General features: G+C 60.0%; 1 pseudogene. It reads left to right on the top strand.

Annotation, left to right across the window (positions count from 1 at the left end):
- Positions 1 to 305 (top strand): annotated as a pseudogene (locus F1735_RS34680) (IS1634 family transposase); the annotation flags it as partial.

The following is a 305-nucleotide window of genomic DNA, read 5'->3' as shown; positions in this document are numbered from 1 at the left end:
CGACCGCCTGCGCCAAGTGTTTCGGCGAACCCGGCACACGATTGATATCGAGGCGCTGATCCGTGTGATGGTGCTCAACCGGTTGTGCGACCCGGACTCGAAACTGGGCGTCTTGCGCTGGGTCGAAACGGTCACCTTCCCCGGAATCATGGCCGAGAAAATCGAGCATCATCAACTGCTGCGCGCGATGGACGCAATGGTGGAGCATCAGGACGAAGTCGATCAGGTGCTTGCCGGCCTGCTGCGTCCGATGGTCGATCAGGATCTTGCCGTCGTGTTTTACGACATGACGACTATCCGCGCCG

It is taken from the genome of Massilia genomosp. 1 (genome assembly GCF_011682185.1).
GTDB classification, from domain to species: domain Bacteria; phylum Pseudomonadota; class Gammaproteobacteria; order Burkholderiales; family Burkholderiaceae_D; genus Telluria_A; species Telluria_A rubra.
This window is presented reverse-complemented; position numbering and strand designations above follow the sequence as displayed.